14 protein-coding genes and 4 pseudogenes are annotated in these 17,794 nt (G+C 58.2%); 7 read left to right on the forward strand and 11 right to left on the reverse strand.

Annotation, left to right across the window (positions count from 1 at the left end; translation table 11 throughout):
* Positions 1-275 precede the first annotated feature (275 nt).
* A complete protein-coding gene (gene mvaT, locus ACZRMS_RS15130; RefSeq protein ID WP_016782206.1) occupies positions 276-653 on the forward strand; it encodes a histone-like nucleoid-structuring protein MvaT in 378 nt (125 codons plus the stop codon).
* Positions 654-728: 75 nt separating this feature from the next.
* Here mvaT and sbcB read toward each other — a convergent pair whose 3' ends face one another.
* From sbcB to ACZRMS_RS15145, 3 genes are all read right to left on the reverse strand, one after another.
* Complete coding sequence (sbcB, locus tag ACZRMS_RS15135; protein ID WP_463995892.1) at positions 729-2,180, reverse strand: exodeoxyribonuclease I; 1,452 nt, start codon at positions 2,178-2,180, stop codon at positions 729-731.
* 47 nt (positions 2,181-2,227) lie between these two features.
* A complete protein-coding gene (locus tag ACZRMS_RS15140; protein WP_463995893.1) occupies positions 2,228-2,587 on the reverse strand; it encodes a PilZ domain-containing protein in 360 nt (119 codons plus the stop codon).
* A gap of 243 nt (positions 2,588-2,830) precedes the next feature.
* Positions 2,831-3,208, reverse strand: coding sequence for a tetratricopeptide repeat protein (locus ACZRMS_RS15145; RefSeq protein ID WP_463995894.1), 378 nt, complete (start codon positions 3,206-3,208; stop codon positions 2,831-2,833).
* 162 nt (positions 3,209-3,370) lie between these two features.
* On the opposite strand from ACZRMS_RS15145, the gene pyk reads away from it, so the two are divergent.
* Complete coding sequence (gene pyk, locus ACZRMS_RS15150) at positions 3,371-4,822, forward strand: pyruvate kinase (RefSeq protein ID WP_048359710.1); 1,452 nt, start codon at positions 3,371-3,373, stop codon at positions 4,820-4,822.
* Positions 4,823-4,885: 63 nt separating this feature from the next.
* Here pyk and ACZRMS_RS15155 read toward each other — a convergent pair whose 3' ends face one another.
* Positions 4,886-5,824 (reverse strand): iron-sulfur-binding ferredoxin reductase, encoded by a 939-nt coding sequence (locus ACZRMS_RS15155; RefSeq protein WP_463995895.1) that lies wholly within the window; start codon positions 5,822-5,824, stop codon positions 4,886-4,888.
* A gap of 336 nt (positions 5,825-6,160) precedes the next feature.
* Here ACZRMS_RS15155 and ACZRMS_RS15160 point away from each other — a divergent pair, with 336 nt between their 5' ends.
* Positions 6,161-7,684, forward strand: a complete 1,524-nt coding sequence (locus ACZRMS_RS15160) for a fumarate hydratase (RefSeq protein WP_048359712.1) — start codon at positions 6,161-6,163, stop codon at positions 7,682-7,684.
* Positions 7,685-7,878: 194 nt separating this feature from the next.
* Here the strand turns inward: ACZRMS_RS15160 and yiaY are convergent, their stop codons facing one another.
* On the reverse strand, positions 7,879-9,027 hold the full coding sequence (gene yiaY, locus ACZRMS_RS15165) for an L-threonine dehydrogenase (protein ID WP_463995896.1): 1,149 nt from the start codon (positions 9,025-9,027) through the stop codon (positions 7,879-7,881).
* A gap of 136 nt (positions 9,028-9,163) precedes the next feature.
* On the opposite strand from yiaY, the gene ACZRMS_RS15170 reads away from it, so the two are divergent.
* The gene (locus tag ACZRMS_RS15170) at positions 9,164-10,189 is read left to right on the forward strand and encodes a DUF4917 family protein (protein ID WP_463995897.1); all 1,026 of its coding nucleotides are present in this window, start codon (positions 9,164-9,166) and stop codon (positions 10,187-10,189) included.
* 107 nt (positions 10,190-10,296) lie between these two features.
* Here the strand turns inward: ACZRMS_RS15170 and ACZRMS_RS15175 are convergent, their stop codons facing one another.
* Positions 10,297-10,629 (reverse strand): YegP family protein, encoded by a 333-nt coding sequence (locus tag ACZRMS_RS15175; protein WP_463995898.1) that lies wholly within the window; start codon positions 10,627-10,629, stop codon positions 10,297-10,299.
* Positions 10,630-10,804: 175 nt separating this feature from the next.
* Between ACZRMS_RS15175 and ACZRMS_RS15180 the strand changes: the two are divergent.
* The 3 genes and pseudogenes from ACZRMS_RS15180 to ACZRMS_RS15190 form a co-directional block, all read left to right on the forward strand.
* Positions 10,805-11,305 (forward strand): annotated as a pseudogene (locus ACZRMS_RS15180) (RNA polymerase sigma factor); the annotation flags it as partial.
* 72 nt (positions 11,306-11,377) lie between these two features.
* Positions 11,378-12,022, forward strand: a complete 645-nt coding sequence (locus ACZRMS_RS15185; RefSeq protein ID WP_463995991.1) for a FecR family protein — start codon at positions 11,378-11,380, stop codon at positions 12,020-12,022.
* Between the two features lie 118 nt (positions 12,023-12,140).
* Positions 12,141-14,687 carry a TonB-dependent receptor gene (locus ACZRMS_RS15190; protein ID WP_463995899.1) on the forward strand — a complete coding sequence of 849 codons (2,547 nt, stop codon included), beginning with the start codon at positions 12,141-12,143 and terminating at the stop codon, positions 14,685-14,687.
* Between the two features lie 261 nt (positions 14,688-14,948).
* Here ACZRMS_RS15190 and ACZRMS_RS15195 read toward each other — a convergent pair.
* The 5 genes and pseudogenes from ACZRMS_RS15195 to ACZRMS_RS15215 all read right to left on the reverse strand — a co-directional run.
* Positions 14,949-15,026, reverse strand: a pseudogene (locus ACZRMS_RS15195) (ribbon-helix-helix domain-containing protein); the annotation flags it as partial.
* A 190-nt stretch (positions 15,027-15,216) separates the two neighbouring features.
* Positions 15,217-15,318, reverse strand: a pseudogene (locus tag ACZRMS_RS15200) (ribbon-helix-helix domain-containing protein); the annotation flags it as partial.
* Between the two features lie 190 nt (positions 15,319-15,508).
* Entirely contained in the window at positions 15,509-15,820 is a 312-nt protein-coding gene (locus ACZRMS_RS15205) for a ribbon-helix-helix domain-containing protein (RefSeq protein ID WP_463995900.1), read from the reverse strand.
* A gap of 15 nt (positions 15,821-15,835) precedes the next feature.
* Positions 15,836-16,417, reverse strand: a pseudogene (locus tag ACZRMS_RS15210) (DJ-1/PfpI family protein).
* 93 nt (positions 16,418-16,510) lie between these two features.
* Complete coding sequence (locus tag ACZRMS_RS15215; protein ID WP_048359720.1) at positions 16,511-17,728, reverse strand: class I SAM-dependent methyltransferase; 1,218 nt, start codon at positions 17,726-17,728, stop codon at positions 16,511-16,513.
* Positions 17,729-17,794: the final 66 nt, after the last annotated feature.

Consider the following 17,794-nt stretch of genomic DNA (forward strand, 5'->3'; position numbering starts at 1 on the left):
CGAAGTCATGGGAGAGGTGATGCAGGAAGCCTTGGCTATGCGGCATGATGCTCCGGCTTCAATTCAATAACCGTGTTGCACTCAGCTCCTGCAACCGCCGTCATTATTAACCCTCGCACATCCCCCTAATTAATAGCGCCCGCATATTGATCCATCGAAAGTTAATGAATAAAAATTTAAATTAATCCGCCCTTACATGTTTACTTGCAGTAACTGTCTGACTACTATTGCGCCACTGTATCCCTGCTGACCCTTTTCAACATAAGGTTATCCTCATGTCCTTGATCAACGAATACCGCGCAACAGAAGAAGCCATCAAAGAACTGCAAGCCCGCCTGAAGAACCTGTCGGAAGACGACAAACTTCAAACCGAGCTGGAATTTGAAGGCAAACTGCGCACCCTGATGGGCGAGTACCAGAAATCGCTACGCGATATCATCGCGCTTCTGGACCCGGAATCCAAAGTAAGCAAAGCACCACGCGGTGTTGTTAAAACCACCGGCACCAAACGTGCCCGTAAGGTTAAACAATACAAGAACCCACACAATGGTGAAGTGATTGAAACCAAAGGTGGCAACCACAAAACTCTGAAAGAGTGGAAAGCCAAGTGGGGCAGCGACGTGGTTGAAGGTTGGGCTACTTTGCTTGACTAAGTGACACCGCGCACGCAGACCTTTTGCGATGCCAATAAAAACGCCAGCTTGCTGGCGTTTTTTATTGCCTGTTTTTTAATCCATGTTATCCGTCGCCTGGCCGAGCCCCACCCGGCGACTCAATGCCTGTGCATATCGCTGCCACTCATCCAGCAGCTTCAACTGCGCCGGTGTAGCACTGCGGGAGAGCTCGTCTGCAGCCCGGGTGAAGCTGTCCAGGGTCATGGGCGCCCCCATGGCAGGGTCCGACAAACGTTGCTGGCAGAATACATGCCAGCGCTCCAGTTCTTGCGCACTCAAGGTATGGGGAAAGTTTCGGGCACGGTAACGAAATAACAATTCGGGCAAGCGTTCATCATCAAAGGGCCAATCATCTTTGGCCAATTGCTCGGGATCACTGAGCCGCACTTGCTCACACAGCCGACGGTCCCGATCACCGAGAAAGCCGCCATACAATTGCTGCTCGGGATCTTCACTGGGGGCAAAGTCTTCGCGAGCATAAATAGCGTTCAACTTATCCTGCCAAACTTCCTGCGCCTCAGTAAGGCTGCGGGCTCGCGCTTGATAGAGTGGCATATCCAATTGCAAACGCTGTTGATCCTGAGCACGCACTACATTCAAGGGCGCCACCACCGGACAACGATTAATCTGTATCAGTTTGAGCGGAACCGGCAATTGCCCTTCGGGCAAATCTTCACGCCGGGTATAAAGCAGTGTGCGTAAAGTCTCGGCATCCATATCCAGTAATGGCTGAGGATCAAAGTGCAGATCGCACACAATAAGCGCATTGCGATTCTTCGGGTGCCATGCCAGTGGCAGTACCACGCCGACATAATGTCTGGCCGCAGAGAATCGCCCGGAAATATGCACCATCGGCTGCAACAGGCGAACTTGATCCAGCACCCGCTGTTTAGTCCGTAACTGGAACAACCACTCATATAACTTGGGTTGCTTGTCACGAATCAACCGGGCCAGGGCAATGGTTGCGCGTACATCGGATAAAGCATCGTGGGCCTGACCGTGATCAATTCCGTTCGCCGCCGTCAATCGCTCCAGTTTGAGCGTCACCCGCCCATCGTCCTCAGGCCAGACGATCCCTTCAGGACGCAGGGCATAGGCCGTACGCACTACATCAATCAAATCCCAGCGGCTGTTGCCCCCCTGCCACTCACGTGCGTAGGGGTCGAAGAAGTTTCGGTACAGACTGTAGCGCGTGACCTCGTCATCAAAGCGCAAGGAGTTGTAGCCCGCACCACAGGTGCCAGGCATCGCCAGTTGAGCATGGGTGCGGGTCATGAACTCCGCCTCGCCCAAACCCTTGTCTTCCAGGCGACTGGGGGTGATCCCCGTAATCAGGCAGGCCATCGGGTGAGGAAGGATATCGTCGCTGGGCTGGCAGTAGAGATTGACGGGCTGGTCAATCTCATTGAGCTCAAGGTCGGTGCGGATACCGGCCACTTGAACGGCCCGGTCGGAACGCGGGTTGATACCGGTAGTTTCGTAGTCGTACCAAAAAATAGAGGTCACGGGGGGTTCCTGAGCAGTAGACCCCACCAGTCTAGGCGCTCAACCCCTCAGGCAGAAGCCTGCAGAGGCTGAAAGCTGAAGTAGCGCTGCAAGGTGCTGATCAGCACGGCGTACTCGGCAGGCGGCTGATAGAGGATAAAACCGGAGTCATAGCAATGCGGCGTAACATCCTCCCGGCACCACAGGCATCGCGCCGTCAGATCAATAAACTGGGGGCCGCCATCGGTGCCGGGGAGCTTGAGCCGCAGCTCGAAGTTGGCATCCACCAGCATCGGCAGCTGGCTGATTAGCATCAACCCGCCATCCGACACATTGCCCAAATAACCCAAGGGCTTGTCCGTGAACCGATTGAACACCGCCAAGAAAAACCCCAGTTGATGACGCTCGATAAGCCGTTCTATAACCATGTTCAAGATCACTATAAAAGGCCATTAAGCATGGCCGCGCTAGCGCTTTGAAATGCCCTGCCCGCACAGCTGAGCCAAGAAAACCGCCCGCACCTGCCCTGCACGCACTCACCTTGAGCCCTGAGCAACAGCCTGCTCCGAGCGGTAACACCTTTTTTGGATCTATGAATAAACAAAAACCATTCAAACGTAGTTGATAGTAGTTAAAAAAGGGCTAATGACCAGCTTAAATTTCAACCATCATCAAATGGTTGCGGGCAGAGCCTGAGTGGTGGCCCCGGGGCCCGGGATGAATTTCAGAATGCGCAGTGTCTCGATCCGCGCCCTGGCCCGATAGGCATACTCGCTCTTGGGGAATTCGTTGATGATGTATTGGTAGGTCTGGGCCGCATCCAGGTAGAACTTCGTACGTTCCAGACACAACCCGCGCAGCATTGCCGTTTGCGGCCAGATATACGGACGGCTGCGGCTGTCGCGATCAACCTCGGACAACTCCAGCATCACCGCTTCGCAATTACCCCGGTCATAAGCACGGTAAGCATTGTTCAGGTGGTGGTTCATCGACCAGCGGGTACAGCCGCTCACACTGGCGACCAACAGTAAAACGAGCAAAATTCGCATGGGTATCTCCTGTTCTCAGAAGTGTATCGACCCTATGGGCAAATTCTTCAGGGCAACCGACCCGATGCACCACAACTTATGCAGAAAGTAGTGCAGAGGAACAATGACTACAGCCAAAGACCATAGTAGCCTTTGGCAGCGCTTGAACTCAGGAGTCTCTGCATGTCTGTTCGTCGAACCAAAATTGTTGCCACACTTGGCCCTGCCAGCAATTCACCGGAAATGCTGGAACAGCTGATCCTCGCTGGCCTGGACGTTGCCCGTCTGAACTTTTCCCACGGCACTCCCGATGAGCACAAGGCTCGTGCCAAGCTGGTGCGTGAAATCGCCGCCAAGCATGGTCGCTTCGTTGCCCTGCTGGGTGACCTGCAAGGCCCGAAAATTCGTATCGCCAAGTTCGCCAACAAAAAGATCGAGCTGAAGATCGGTGATCAATTCACCTTCTCCACCAGCCATCCGTTGACCGAAGGCAACCAGCAAGTCGTCGGCATCGACTACCCCGACCTGGTCAAAGACTGCGGCGTAGGCGACGAGCTGCTGCTCGACGACGGCCGTGTGGTCATGCGTGTAGACACCGCCACCGACGACGCGCTGCACTGCACCGTGCTGATCGGCGGCCCGCTGTCCGACCATAAAGGCATCAACCGTCGCGGCGGCGGTCTGACCGCGCCAGCCCTGACCGAGAAAGACAAGGCTGACATCAAGCTTGCTGCCGAAATGGAAGTCGACTACCTGGCCGTTTCGTTCCCGCGCGATGCTGCGGACATGGAATACGCCCGCCAATTACGTGACGAAGCTGGCGGTACCGCCTGGCTGGTTGCCAAGATCGAGCGCGCTGAAGCGGTCGCTGATGACGAAACCCTCGACGGCCTGATCAAAGCCAGTGACGCGGTCATGGTTGCCCGTGGCGACCTGGGCGTTGAAATCGGCGATGCCGAACTGGTAGGCATCCAGAAGAAAATCATTCTGCACGCACGCCGCCACAACAAGGCAGTGATCGTGGCAACCCAGATGATGGAGTCGATGATCCAGAACCCGATGCCAACTCGTGCAGAAGTGTCCGACGTTGCCAACGCCGTTCTCGACTACACCGACGCCGTGATGCTTTCGGCTGAAAGTGCTGCCGGTGCTTACCCGCTGGAAGCGGTGCAGGCCATGGCGCGCATTTGCGTCGGCGCCGAGAAGCACCCGACCAGCAAAACCTCCAGCCACCGCATCGGCAAGACCTTCGAAAGCTGCGACCAAAGCATCGCGCTGGCGGCCATGTACACCGCCAACCACTTCCCGGGTGTCAAGGCGATCATCGCCCTGACCGAAAGCGGTTACACGCCGTTGATCATGTCCCGCATCCGTTCTTCGGTACCGATCTACGCGTTCTCCCCGCACCGTGAAACCCAGGCGCGCGCAGCGATGTTCCGTGGCGTTTACACCGTACCGTTCGACCCGGCATCCCTGCCGCCAGAAAAAGTCAGCCAGGCTGCCATCGACGAACTGCTCAAGCTGGGCGTCGTACAGAATGGCGACTGGGTCATCCTGACCAAAGGCGACAGCTACCACACCGTGGGCGGCACCAACGGCATGAAGATCCTGCATGTCGGCGACAAAATGGTCTGAGCCTGAACCGGCCCCAGCCCAACAAAAAAGCCCCGCCTGAGTGATCAGGCGGGGCTTTTTTATTTAGCTGCGGGTTAAAAAGGCATCCGCCAGCAATCGATTGCGCGCCAGCCCCGCCAGAAACAAGCGCTTGGCAAACGCCTCGACACTGTCGGGGTGGCCGCAGACCAGGGCGTGGGTCTGGCGCGAGGCAAGCCGCAGCTGCCCCAGGAACTCCGGCAACTGCGCACGCTCAAGCCACTCGACCTGCAGGTTCGGATGATCGAGCGCCAGGGCCTGCACGTCGTCTTTGAGGTAGTGCCCGGTGCTGTCCCGGGCCACGTGGACCAGCCGGATCGGCCCCTGATGATCCTGACGCAGGGCTTCGCGCAGCACACCAAACAGCGGCCCCAACCCTGTGCCGGACGCCAGCAGCCACAGCGGCTGCTCCTGCCAGTCCGAGTCATAACGCAACGCACCGCCGCGAAGCTCGCCCAAACGCACCGCATCACCGACTTTAAACTGCCGCGCCGCGTCGACGAACTCGCCGGGGTGGGCACAATCGATGTGGAACTCCAGAAAACGGTCTTCTTCGGGCAGGCTGGCCAGCGAGTACGGGCGCGCAACACCCCCGGCCGTCCACAACACCAGGTGCTGGCCGGCGCGGTAACGCAGAGGGCGCTGCGGCAACAGTCGCAAGCGCAGCACGGCAGGGCTCAGCCAGTGGAGCTCGGCGACCTCGGCCGGCAAACCGTCACGGGACGGATCGAACGTCTCCAGCACCAGGTCCTCTACCACCTGGCACTGACACGCCAGGCGCCAGCCTTGCTCGCGCTGCCCCCGGGCCAGCGCCTCGGGCTTGAGGTCGGCCGGTTCGCCACGCACACAGCGCACCAGGCAGGCATGGCAACTGCCGGCCCGGCAACTGTAAGGCACCGCCACCCCGGCCTGATTCAGGCTATCGAGCAGATTGGCGTTCTGGGCAACCGACCAGTTCCGGTCGGCGACGTGTAGTTCGGGCACTCAGGCCTCCGCAGGGTAAACCGGTGAGAGCGGGCTTGCTCGCGATTGCATCACCGCGGTGTACCAGGTTCACCGTGTAGCCTGCATCGCGAGCAAGCCCGCTCCCACGTGGGGTATATGTTGATTGATAGATCTTTATCGCAGCCTTCGGCAGCGGCTACAAGTTTTGCCTCTACGGGTGTATCAAAGAGTGTGCCGGGTTATACTGCCGCGCCTTTTTTGTACCGGTCATGCGTGCCCGGTATGCCCAGCAAAGATGTTTTCGACAGACCGAAACACAAAGGTCGCAAACACCTTATTGATTGAATGTTCCCGTCTTACAGAGGAGCGCGACCCATGACCGTGATCAAGCAAGACGACCTGATTCAGAGCGTTGCTGACGCCCTGCAGTTCATTTCCTACTACCATCCCGTGGACTTCATCCAGGCCATGCACGAGGCCTACCTGCGCGAAGAATCGCCAGCAGCCCGTGATTCGATGGCGCAAATCCTGATCAACTCGCGCATGTGTGCCACTGGCCATCGCCCGATTTGCCAGGACACCGGCATCGTCACCGTGTTCGTGCGTGTGGGCATGGATGTGCGCTGGACTGGCGCCACCATGGGCCTGGACGACATGATCAACGAAGGCGTGCGTCGCGCTTACAACCTGCCGGAAAACGTCCTGCGTGCTTCGATCCTGGCCGACCCGGCAGGCGCTCGTCGCAACACCAAGGACAACACCCCTGCGGTCATCCACTACTCCATCGTCCCGGGTAACACTGTGGAAGTGGACGTGGCGGCCAAAGGCGGCGGCTCCGAAAACAAGTCGAAAATGGCCATGCTCAACCCGTCCGACTCGATCGTTGACTGGGTGCTCAAGACCGTTCCGACCATGGGCGCGGGCTGGTGCCCACCGGGCATGCTCGGCATCGGCATCGGCGGCACCGCTGAAAAAGCGGCAGTGATGGCCAAGGAAGTGTTGATGGAGTCCATCGACATTCACGACCTGATCAAGCGCGGTCCGTCCAGCCGCATCGAAGAGATGCGCATCGAGCTGTTCGAGAAGGTCAACCAGCTGGGCATCGGCGCCCAGGGCCTGGGCGGTCTGACCACCGTGCTCGACGTAAAAATCATGGACTACCCGACCCACGCAGCGTCCCTGCCGGTGTGCATGATCCCGAACTGCGCGGCCACCCGTCACGCGCACTTTGTGCTCGACGGTTCCGGCCCTGCCGAACTCGAAGCGCCGCCGCTGGATGCCTACCCGCAGATCGTCTGGGAAGCAGGCCCGTCGGCCCGCCGTGTCAACCTTGACACCCTGACCCCGGAAGACGTGCAAAGCTGGAAGCCGGGCGAGACTGTCCTGCTGAACGGCAAAATGCTCACCGGTCGTGACGCTGCGCACAAGCGCATGGTCGAAATGCTGAACAAGGGTGAAACCTTGCCGGTTGACCTCAAAGGCCGCTTCATCTACTACGTGGGCCCGGTTGATCCGGTGCGCGACGAAGTGGTTGGCCCTGCCGGCCCGACCACGGCCACGCGGATGGACAAGTTCACCCGCCAGATCCTCGATCAAACCGGCCTGCTGGGCATGATCGGCAAATCCGAGCGCGGCCCTACCGCTATCGAAGCGATCAAGGACCACAAGGCCGTGTACCTGATGGCTGTGGGCGGCGCTGCCTACCTGGTGGCTCAGGCCATCAAGAAGTCGCGCGTCGTAGCCTTTGCCGAACTGGGCATGGAAGCGATCTACGAGTTCGACGTTAAAGACATGCCAGTGACTGTGGCAGTCGACAGCAAAGGCGAGTCGGTGCACATCACCGGCCCGGCTATCTGGCAGAAGAAAATCAGCGACAGCCTGGCAGTTGAAGTGCAGTAAGCGCTTTTAAACGTCAGACATAAAAACGGCCGGGTTAATAACCCGGCCGTTTTTTTATGCCTTGAGACAAGTCATCAGCTGCTTTGTGGGGGAGCAGGCTTGCTCGCGAAAGCCCTACCCCGACTTGCCTGAAAGACCACGTTGCCCGCATCGCGAGCAAGCCCACTCCCACAACAGCCAAACCCGCCAGTCGCTTAAAACGCGTTACGGAAAATCTCCTCAATCTGCCCCTGATCTGCCTTGCGCGGATTGGTAAAGCCGCAGGCATCTTTCAGCGCATTGGTGGCCAGGATCGGGATGTCATCCAGCTTGGCCCCCAGATCTCGCAGACCGGCAGGGATTTCAACATCACGCGCCAGAGTACGAATCGCCGCGATGGCCGCCTGTGCGCCCTCCTCCGGGCTCAGACCCCGCACATCGGCGCCCAGCGCGTGTGCCACATCGGTCAAGCGGGACGCGCACACAGTGGCGTTAAAGGTTTGCACATGTGGCAGCAACACCGCGTTGCACACACCGTGTGGCAAGTCGTAGAAACCGCCCAACTGGTGCGCCATGGCGTGCACAAACCCGAGCGACGCATTGTTAAAAGCCATACCCGCCATGAACTGCGCGTAAGCCATGTTCTCGCGCGCTGTCAGGTCCTTGCCGTCGTTCACCGCCTGACGCAGGTTCTGACTGATCAGCTCCATCGCCTTGATTGCGCAGGCATCGGTAATCGGGTTGGCCGCCGTCGACACATAAGCCTCGATGGCGTGGGTCAGCGCATCCATACCCGTCGCCGCGGTCAGGCTTTTAGGCATGGCCACCATCAATTCAGGGTCATTGACCGACAGCAGCGGCGTCACGTTGCGGTCGACAATGGCCATTTTTACGTGGCGTTCTTCGTCGGTAATGATGCAAAAACGCGTCATCTCACTGGCCGTACCGGCCGTGGTGTTGATCGAGACCAGTGGCAATTGCGGCTTGGCCGAGCGATCGACACCTTCGTAGTCACGGATATGCCCGCCATTGGTAGCGCACAATGCAATGCCCTTGGCGCAGTCATGGGGCGAACCACCGCCCAGCGACACAATAAAGTCGCAGTGATGTTGCTTGAGCACCACCAGCCCCGCCTCGACATTGCCAATGCTCGGGTTCGGCTTGGCGCCATCAAAAACCATCGAGTCGATGTCCTGCAACGCGAGCTTTTCAGCGATCAGCGTCGCAACCCCCGCCCTGGCCAGCCCCGCGTCAGTCACGATCAATGCCTTGCGAAAACCATAATTGCGGATCGCATCCATGGCTTCATCCAGGCATCCGTTGCCCATGATATTTACGGCGGGAATAAAGAAAGTGCTAGTCATGTCGAGCCCTCTTGGCGGGTCATTGGCTAAGTCGGTTCCTACAGCTTCCTCCAGACACACTTGAGCAATGTTGATCTGGCTCAACACTTGAGCGTGATAAAGTCCGCCACCGCCACTGCCTTGAGACGATTTTGCGATGACACCCTTCCAGGAATTTGATACCGAACTTGAAGACTGGAACGCATTAAGCGCCAGCACAGCGTGCAGCGGGCTGCTGGTAGGCAACGGTGCAAGCATGGCCGTGTGGCATGACTTTTATTACGACTCGCTGTTCGATAAAACCAAAAGCGTCGCCGAAAAACCCCTCAGCCAGACCGAACTCAGCGTGTTCGAGGCCCTGGGCACCCGCAACTTCGAGCACGTCCTGAGCGCCCTCAAAACTGCGAGCAAGGTCAACAAGGCGCTGGCCATCAACTCGGCTTCGCCACGCAAGCGCTATTACGCGATCAAGGAAGCGTTGATCAACAGCACCCAGGGCGTCCACATCCCCTGGCGCCTGATGCAACCCGAAACCCTGACCTGCTGGAATCAAGAGCTGGCGCGGTATGCCACGGTGTTCTGCAGCAACTACGACTTGCTCGCGCCCTGGGCGGTGATGCAATCGCCCAAAGGCTTTAACGATTTGTTCGATACCCAGGGCTCCACCTTTGAGCCGGGCGCGGCGATGCGCAAAACCAAAGCCACCCGCGTGCTGTACCTGCACGGGGCTCTGCACCTGGTCAAAAACCAGGAAGGCAAGGCGCGCAAGATCACGGCCAATGAGCCCACCTTGTTAAGCAACTTCGCAATCAATCACTCGATCAGCGCACTGGATGACGTGCCGTTATTTGTCAGCGAAAGCACCAGCGAGGACAAACGCAAATCCATTCGCTACAGCGATTACCTGTCCTATTGCCATGAACAGCTGATGACTCATAAAGACGCGCTGTGCATCTTTGGCCACAGCCTGGGCGAACAAGACCGGCACCTGATCGATGCCCTGCAACAGGCGCCGCTCAAAACCCTGTGCATCTCGATCTACCCGCGCAGCGAAGCGTTCATCCGCTTCCAAAAAAACCACTACACGGCGCTATTTGCAGAGAAAAAGCTGACATTGCGCTTCTATAACTCGAAAACCCACCCATTGGGCTACACCCGTCATTCGGTGCCGGTCGAAGAGTAAGCCCTGGTAGTCGCTGCCGCAGGCTGCGAAGGGTAGTACAGCAACCCGTTGTCTTGGGTCCTCGCAGCCTCCAACAGCGACTACAAATGCGGCGGAAATACCCTACTTCACAACTTCTCTTTAACTACCGTCGTCGGTCCATTGTGTTTCACGCTTGCAATCCCTTTTTCCCGGGCGGCCTCGGAGGAATATTGCTCGCTGGTACCGATGATCTGGTGATTGGCGGCCTTGAGGTTGAAGTACGGCTTGCCGTCCTTGGCCTCCTTCCTGTCATAACGCTCGTCCAGCGGGCTGTTGGCCTGCACAGACGCAATCCCGTTCTTGGCTGCCGCCACCGTGGTGTACTGCTCACTCACCAAAATCGTTTCGGCATTCGCCGCCTTCAACACAAACCGAAATTGCCCGCTACTGGTTTTGCTCAATTCGTACCAACCAGACATTGCCTTTCTCCTGAGTGTTTAACGTGTTTGCTTCCCCCTCAGTAAAGCGTGCATGAGGCATTTATCCATTTATCCGCAGGAATTAGCCGGAGCCCGTCGTTTAGAGAGAGACAAATAGCAATGGTTCTCGATACCATTCGCGAATTATTGGCTGTACTGCCCCTCAAGGATTTCCATGTCCCGCCTCAAATCCGACCCATTGGTGGCTGAATCACTGCGCGAGTTCTACACGCAAATTCTGCACTTCCTGCGTAAACGCACTGACAACGCCAGCGACGCCGCTGACATGACGCAGGATGTGTTCACTCAATGGTTGGGTTATCAGGATCGGGCCAAGGTCGAGCAGCCACGGGCATTCCTGTTCCAGATGGCACGTAACCTGTTGCGCGACCACTGGCGGCGCCAGCAGGTGCGACAGGCCGTTCACAGCGAGCACGTCGAGAGTGAACCCGAGCCCTTGAGCGATGAGCGCTATGAACCAATGGCCGCAGCCCAACGCCTGCAGCGCCTGGAACAGCTCAAGGCGGTACTCGCCGAGCTCCCGCCCAGGCGCCGCGAAGCCCTGATGCTGCACCGCTTTGAAGGCTTGAGTCAGGCCCAGATTGCCCAGCGCATGGGGATCTCCGTCAGCATGGTCGAAAAGCACATTGCCTTCGCCTTGCAGCATTGCAAGCAACATTCAAATTTCGCCCTGCCCACCGCGCTTGCCCTGCTCTGCGCCCTGTTTTCGCTGAGCCTCGGCGCGCCGGTGTCGCTCCACCAGCAGTACGTCGCCACCCGGCCCCAGGGCACACAAACAGTCTTGCTGCCCGACGGCAGTACCCTGAGCGTCAATGCCAATACGCGGCTGCGCATCGACTTCGGCGCGTATCAACGCGATATCTATCTGGACAAGGGCCAGCTCTATATCGAGGTGGCCGCCAACAAAGAACAGCCGCTGGTGGTGCATGCCGGCGATGCGAGCATCCGGGTGGTCGGCACCGGGTTTGATGTGCGCCGCAGCCAGCACCAACTGGTGGTCAGCGTCGCCCACGGGCAAGTGGCGTTTATGCCGGATGCCAACACCTCAACGCTGATCAAAGCCCAACAACGCACCACTTACGATTACGCCAGGGCGTCCACTCAAGAGCAAAACCTCAGCCCCGGCGAAGTCGCTGACTGGCGCAGCGGGCACCTGTCCTTCCGCAATCGCGAACTGGCCAGCCTGGTGGACGAGCTTGATCTGTATCGCCCGGGGATGATTCAACTGGCCGAGGGTCCGCTGGGCCGCTACAAGGTCTCGGGCAACCTGAATGTCAACGACCCGATGGCGCTGGTCAAAGCCCTGCCCGCGCTGATCCCGGTAAAAACCGTGCTGCTGGACAACGGAAAAATCCGCATCGAACCGCGCTAAAAACATATGAGAATATTTTGCATTCGCATATGTGGTTTTTTCCGCCCGCCGCGTCTTCCTTCGGTCTGCGTTGCTAACGCATGTCTTTTTGGCCTTTGTTGCCGCACCGGGGGATTTCATGTTTCGCGCACCACATCACTTCTCGCACTTGTGCACACGCCCGACACTGCTCGCCGCGTGCCTGGTGCTCAGCCTGCAAGCCCACGCCGAATCGATCCAGTTGCAACTGCCGACGCAATCGCTGGCCAGTTCGCTCAGTGAGGTGGCACAGCAGGCAAAAATCCAGCTGCTGTTCGATGAAGACTTGTTGCGCAACATCAAGGCCCCTGCGCTCAAGGGCGACTACACACCACAACAGGCCATCCAGTTACTGCTCAAGGGCACCGATTTCAGCCTGATCCAGGTCGATCGCACCTACGTTGTACGGCCCCGGGAAGACGGCACCACCACCAGCAACAGCCTGGAGCTGGGGGCGGTCAGCGTGGTGGGCAACGGCAACGAAGTCGACTCCAGCAACGTCGGCAAGTCGACCATGACCCAAACCCAAATCAATCAGTATCAGGCCAATAACATCCCGAGCCTGCTGGCCACCCTGCCGGGCATCAACCTCGGCGGCTCGCTCAAGCCGGGCGGTCAGACCATCAACATTTGGGGCATGGGCGAAGCCGAAGATGTTCAGATGACCGTGGACGGGGCGACCAAAAGCGGCTTTGAGCGTTACAAGCAAGGCACGATCTTCATCGAACCCGAGCTGATCAAGCGCCTGGAAGTCGAGAAAGGCCCCCACGACATACACACCGGCAATGGCGGTTTTGCCGGCGTGGTGCACATGGAAACCAAAGACGCGGCCGACTTGCTCAAAGAGGGCAAGAATACCGGCGCCATGCTCAAGTACGGTTACAGCAGCAACGACCATCAACAGGTATACAGCGGCGCCGTATATGGCCGCACCGACGATGGACGCGCCGATGCGCTGGTGTACTACACCAAACGCGATGGCGACGACATGAAGCTGGCCGACAACATGCCCGACCCCCGCCATGAGTACCCGGTAAACCCGCGACGCCTGCCCAATACGGCCCAGGACCTGGACGGGCAATTGCTCAAGCTCAACCTGCACCTCAATGACGAACACAGCGTGGGCATGTCCTACTCGCGCTCGAACAATTACCTGTGGGTGCCTTTTTCGGCGGTCAGTTACCCGGCCCCTCCCAGCCAGGCCAACATCGACAAATTTGGCTATGACATCGCCTCCCAGCGGTACTTGTCCAACCGTTCAACCCTCGACACCACCTGGTCGGCCAAATACAAATACCAGCCGCTGGACAACCCGCTGGTGGATCTGGAGGTGAAGTACTCGCACTCCAACACCGAGCAAACCGACAAGCGCGGCGAAAAGTCCTTCACCCAGCCCACCAGCGGCGGGCGCAAGATGGAAACCGGCTACACCGACGACATGCTCCAGATCGAGAACATCAGCCTGTTTGCCAGTGGCCCGCTGGACCATGCACTGACCACCGGCGTGCAAATTCGCAAGCACCAGCGTGATGTGGACATGTGGATGCCGGGGGGGAGCTATGAAAGCGAGAAATACAACTACGGCCACTACCAGCCCAACTTCATGCCCAGGGGCAAGGTCGACACCAACAGCTTCTATATCCAGGACGCCATCACCCTGGGGGATTTCACCCTGACCCCCTCAATGCGCTACGACCATGTGCTCAACCGCGGCCAGGAAAACGACGCACCGTTTTATAACCACCCGGAATTGGGCCATGACTACAGCAACAAGACCTACACAGGTTGGTCGCCTCGCCTGTCAGCATTCTGGAAAATAACCCCCAAGACCGCCCTGTTTGCCGACTACAGCAAAACCTGGCGCGCCCCGGTGATTGACGAGCAGTACGAAGTCCAGGGCATTGGCAGCCGCACCTCCAGCAGCCTGGGCCTCGACCCGGAGCGCATCACCGGCTGGCGGGCGGGCAACATCACCACCTTCGACCAGATCTTTGGCGAGAACGACCACGCACTGATCCGTACCACCCTGTTCCGCAACAAGATCGACGATGAGATTTTCAAAGCCACGGGTGTTGGCTGCGCCGCACAAACAGCCGATGTCAGCATGAGCACAGCGTGCGGCCCCAACATGCCGAATTACCGCAATATTGGCAGCGTGACCATCAAGGGCTTTGAGGTCGAAAGTTTCTACGAATCGACCTACCTCTTCGGCTCGCTGTCGTACGCATGGATGACAGGTAAACACGAAGGCGCCTATACCAACCCCTGGGGTCCAGATGTGTGGGCGCGTGACGTACCCGCGCCGAAATGGATTGCCGTACTGGGCACCAAAATACCGAGCCTGGATGCTCGCGTAGGCTGGAAGGGTGAGTTCGTGCGCAAGACCGACCGCTTGCCGAGCGACCAGTATGGCCCCGGGCCCTTGACCGCATTGGGTGACCGTTACTGGGATCACTACGCCAACGACGGCTACAACGTGCAGGGCTTATTCGCCAACTGGAAGCCGCAACAGGCTTACCTCAAAGGCACCGAAGTCAACTTCACCGTGGATAACCTATTCAACAAAAGCTATCGCCCGATGCTCAGCGGAGACAATGCCTACAGCCAGGGCCGTAATGCCAAGATCAGCGTGACGCGGTTCTTCTAGAACCTGAGAAGTGACAATTCCTGAAGGGGACAAAAACTGTGGGAGCAGGCGCGGGCCCACAGTTTATGTTGTCTGGGTCAGATTTAGCCGGCGCTGAAATTTTTTGTGGGAGCGGGCTTGCTCGCGATACAGGCAGCACGGTGTCTCTGACAAACCGCGTTGATTTCATCGCGAGCAAGCCCGCTCCCACAGTTGATGTGTCTGGATCAGATTTGGCGGGCGCTGCCCCCCACAGATCCACGGCCGTTGATGCTTGTGCCCGACCACACTCAACTCCGGCGCCTGCACCCGGCGCTGGCTCAAATACCGGGTGCAGCTCACGCGCAGGAACGAGGCAAAGGGCTCGGGCCCACAGTTTATGTTGTCTGGGTCAGATTTAGCCGGCGCTGAAATTTTTGTGGGAGCGGGCTTGCTCGCGATACAGGCAGCACGGTGTCTCTGACAAACCGCGTTGATTTCATCGCGAGCAAGCCCGCTCCCACAGTTGATGTGTCTGGATCAGATTTGGCGGGCGCTGCCCCCCACAGATTCACGGCCGTTGATGCTTGTGCCCGACCACACTCAACTCCGGCGTCTGCACCCGGCGCTGGCTCAAATACCGGGTGCAGCTCACGCGCAGGAACGAGGCAAAGGGCTCGGGCCCACAGTTTATGTTGTCTGGATCAGATTTAGCCGGTGCTGAAATTTTTGTGGGAGCGGGCTTGCTCGCGATACAGGCAGCACGGTGTCTCTGACAAACCGCGTTGATTTCATCGCGAGCAAGCCCACTCCCACAGTTGATGTGTCTGGATCAGATTTGGCGGGCGCTGCCCCCCACAGATTCACGGCCGTTGATGCTTGTGCCCGACCACACTCAACTCCGGCGCCTGCACCCGGCGCTGGCTCAAATACCGGGTGCAGCTCACGCGCAGGAACGAGGCAAAGTTGACCACTTCACCCCGGTAATCCATCACCTCTTCGTACAGCTTGGCCACCAACTGGTTGGTGGTCATGCCGTCGTTCTGGGCGATATCACTGAGGATGTCCCAGAACTGGTTTTCCAGGCGCAAGGTGGTGACCACGCCGCAAATACGCAATGACCGCGAGCGCGACTCATACAAAATCGGATCGGCTTTGACATAAAGCTCACACATGGCCACACCCTCTTCTTACAAAGTAATCTTCGTACCGAGCAACCCAAGGAACGCCGCCAGCCACGCAGGGTGCGCAGGCCAGGCCGGTGCCGTGGCCAGATTGCCCTGCACATGGGCCTTGGTCACATCGATATCGATGTAGGTGCCGCCCGCCAGACGAACTTCTGGGGCGCAAGCCGGGTAAGCGCTGCACTCACGACCTTCCAGCGTTCCGGCCGCAGCCAGCAGTTGCGCCCCGTGGCACACGGCGGCAATCGGTTTACCCGCCTTGTCGAAGTCACGTACCAGCTCCAGCACTTTTTCGTTCAAGCGCAGGTATTCCGGCGCACGGCCACCCGGCACCACCAGCGCGTCGTAATCACTGGCGTTAACCTTGTCGAAATCAAAATTCAGGGCAAACAGATGGCCCGGCTTTTCGCTGTAAGTCTGGTCGCCTTCAAAGTCGTGGATGGCGGTGCGCACGGTCTGGCCCGAGGTTTTACCCGGGCAGACCGCATGCACCTGATGACCGACCATCAACAGCGCCTGAAACGGCACCATCACTTCGTAGTCTTCGACCTAATCGCCAGCCAGCATCAGAATCTTTTTCGCTGCCATGGTACGTGCTCCTTTGAGGTAGACCTTGGGCCACTAAGAGTAGCCAAGGTACCTCCTGAGCGCCTACACGGGTAATAGCCAGGTACTACAGGCTTACTTCAACAAACCATCTGCCTGCAGCAAGGTTTCAAGGCAGTGTTCCTGAATGTTGTAGAACGCCTTGAGCTCCTGGATTTTCACCAACAGTTGCGCCGGGTCCAGCGGTTCGGCGCGTTTGACCGCGAGGATCATCTTGTTTTTGTTGGTGTGTTCCAGGGAGATGAACTCGAACACCTTGGTTTCATAACCGCAGGCTTCAAGGAACAGGGCACGCAGGCTGTCAGTCACCATTTCGGCCTGCTGGCCCAGGTGCAGGCCGTATTGCAGCATCGGCTTGAGCAGCGCCGGGCTCTGGATTTGCAGACGGATCTGTTTATGGCAGCACGGCGAGCACATGATGATCGCCGCCCCGGAACGAATCCCCATATGGATCGCGTAATCGGTAGCAATGTCACAGGCATGCAGCGCGATCATCACGTCGATCGGGGTGGGCGCAAAACTGCGCACATCGCCATGCTGGAATGTCAGGCCGGGATGTTCCAGCCGCTGGGCGGCGTTGTTGCACAGCGTGACCATGTCTTCACGCAGCTCAACACCGGTCACGACACCTTCGGCTTGCAGGCTGTGGCGCAGGTAATCGTGGATCGCAAAGGTCAGGTAACCCTTGCCCGAACCAAAATCCACCACTTTGATCGGCTGGTCGAGCTTGAGCGGCGAGTTGCTCAGGGCGTGGGAAAACACCTCGATAAACTTGTTGATCTGCTTCCACTTGCGTGACATCGCCGGGATCAGCTCTTGCTGCTTGTTGGTGACCCCCAGATCCGCGAGAAATGGACGCGTCAGGTCCAAAAAGCGATTTTTCTCACGGTTGTGCTCAGCTGACGGCACTTCCCGCTCTTGCTGGCTTTTGCCTTTGAACAGCGAGCTTTTGCCCTTCTTGCTGTATTCCAGCTGCACTTCGTCGGTCAGCGTCAGCAAGTGTGCGTTCTTGAACGCTTCCGGCAGCAGCGCAGCAATGTTGGCCACGCCCTCTTCCAGCGGGAAATTCTTGGTGATATCGCGGGTTTTGTAGCGGTATACAAACGACAGGCAAGGCTGATCCTTGACCGTGACCTGCTTGATGATGACCCGCTGCAACTCGGCCTCCGGGCCGACGTACTTGGCCAGCACCAGCTTGATAAAGGAGTTCTGGGCCAGACCGGTTTCCAGCAGGTTCAAAAATTGCGCACGATGATCCGGCACAGACGGGGCGGTGGGAGCAGTCACTGACATTGAAAAAGGTGCCTCGGGGGTGCAGGAGGGGGGGGGGAATCGGAAAAACAATGGCGGGTATTTTAG

The organism is Pseudomonas sp. B424, from assembly GCF_055408345.1.